Here is a 2,057-nt window from a genome sequence, read left to right as displayed (position 1 = left end):
CGGAAAGTCTGGACCGCCCAGGTGATCGTGTACCAGCCGATCACGAGGCCCGCGAACACACCTACCGCAGGCAGCAGAGAAACGTACACCGCACGGAGGACGCTCTCGCTCGTACTGCCAGCTGCCGACGAGCCCGAATCTCCGCTGACCATTCGGTAACCATAGGTCCCCGCATGCGCTGGAACCTGCCGCTCGCAGATCCGATGCGGCCTGGCCCCAGAAGGACACGGGTCGCAAGCGCGCGGACCGAGCCTAGAACACGGCGACGAGAGGGGCCCGCAGGACGCCCAGCACAGCGGCTCTCAACCACTACTGTGGGGCCGGTGATGGCACGGCGCATCGAGATCGCGTTGGATCCCGCAATGCTCGACGCGTTGCTCGGATCCCCGTACTTCCATGCCGGCTTCCGGGCCTTCGCCGACCCTCAAGCTGCATCGTTGTACCGCCTGCCCTCAACACCTCCGCTGCGAGAGGGCGACACCATCGCGTGGCCCGCTCGAGGCACCCGTGCCCGCCGACTACGTGACAAACCGCCCTCGCTGAGACCATTCGGCGCCTGGCGTTTGTACTTCCGCGACAGGCGACGGCCCCGCCGACCGCGCCCGTACGCCGTGACCTCCCGCAGCCCCATGCAACTGGAGCTGTGCAGTCCGCGCGGGGCGACCGTGAAGCTCCGCGTCGAACCATCAGACACCATCCACAACGCGGTAGTCCTGATCGAGTCGAACCTTCCCACCCGCATGACTCGACTGCTACTGGCCTACCTCGAGGCCGAAGGACGGGACTGGCAACACTTCCTCTGCAGCGGTCTCCGGCCCCTCACGCTGGATCCACACCTGGCATGGGTCCAACAGCTTCGACACCTAGGCCGTGCACCTTCGCCCCTGGCCCGAAGTGCGGCCGAGCTCGCAGGGTTCGACACTGTGCTACTGATCCGGCACCCCGCCCGCACAGACGACCGGGACATCACCTGGACAGAGGTCGCTCATACGAACGGCGTGGCGATCTCGCCTACATCAATGTGGTGGGATCTGGCCGTCACCGACGGGAGCACCCCGCCGCAGGATCCCTACGATGCCCACGATGACCGGTTCGGGACACCGACCGACGGAGCAGAGGGACTCGCCGAAATCACGCCACTTTTCGAGGTGCTCGCCGGCCACACCTCGACCCCCGAAGTGACGTTCGGCGCCATCTTCGACACCTCAAGCCTTGCCTGGCACACCTATGGGCCAGGCCCCGACTACTCAGTGGCCTACTACACTACCGACCCGGGCTCTGCCGTCCACCCGACGCTCACGATAGTCTCTGCCTCCCAGATCTGTTCACCGCTCGTGGACCTCGGACGCACGATGCACGTCGTTCAAACCGCAGTCACCGAGATACCTGCCCTAGCGAAACTGGCCGAAGGCCGCGCCCACGGCATCGATGCCCTCTGGCCCGACAGCCAGGAATGGCTCCTACTCACCGACATCGACTGGCCCTACTCGATACTCGCCTGCAACCAGGCCACCGCCAAGGCTGTCCGCACAGCCCAAAACATTGAAGCTGTCGAGCTCACCTGACCGCACCACTCCCCCACCGAGACGCACCACCACACGTCATTGAGCCCCACACCCCAGCGGGACTCGTGCCAGAAGTAGGAATTCCAACCCTGCGACACAGCGAGAACACCACCAGCCCCTCCGTCTCACACGGGTGTACTCGACAAACCACATTGCTGCTAAGGAGTACTGGGGAGATCTACGAGCGCCGCCAGCGGTCAGTGGCGAGGATCAACCGGCTCTCCGAAAAAACAGAGACTGACAAGCCCCTCTGGCAACCGACGCGTCTCCGGTCCGCGCAGTCTGGCGACCAGGCGTCAGCCGAGCAGCCCCTCGGCCGCGATCCGCCAGCCCTCGACCGGCGGCGTCAGCACGTTCTCGCCGAGCACCTGCACCAGCACGGTCGAGGCCCCTGCGTCCAGGTGCTCCTGCACCCGCGCCGGCGTCGCCTCGACCCCGCGGGTGACCATCGCGTGCTTGAGCCGATCGCTGCCCCCGCGCACGTAGTCCGAC

General features: G+C 65.9%; 1 protein-coding gene and 1 pseudogene. One reads left to right on the top strand and one right to left on the bottom strand.

Translation table 11 applies throughout. The annotated features are described in order from the left end of the window. Positions 1 to 665 precede the first annotated feature (665 nt). Positions 666 to 1,565, top strand: a complete 900-nt coding sequence (locus H483_RS28395; RefSeq protein ID WP_152427942.1) for a hypothetical protein — start codon at positions 666 to 668, stop codon at positions 1,563 to 1,565. Between the two features lie 296 nt (positions 1,566 to 1,861). Here the strand turns inward: H483_RS28395 and H483_RS0119550 are convergent. Then, positions 1,862 to 2,057 (bottom strand): annotated as a pseudogene (locus H483_RS0119550) (LLM class F420-dependent oxidoreductase); the annotation flags it as partial.

Source organism: Dietzia sp. UCD-THP (genome assembly GCF_000349585.1).
In the GTDB taxonomy this organism is placed as follows: Bacteria; Actinomycetota; Actinomycetes; order Mycobacteriales; family Mycobacteriaceae; genus Dietzia; species Dietzia natronolimnaea_A.
This window is presented reverse-complemented; position numbering and strand designations above follow the sequence as displayed.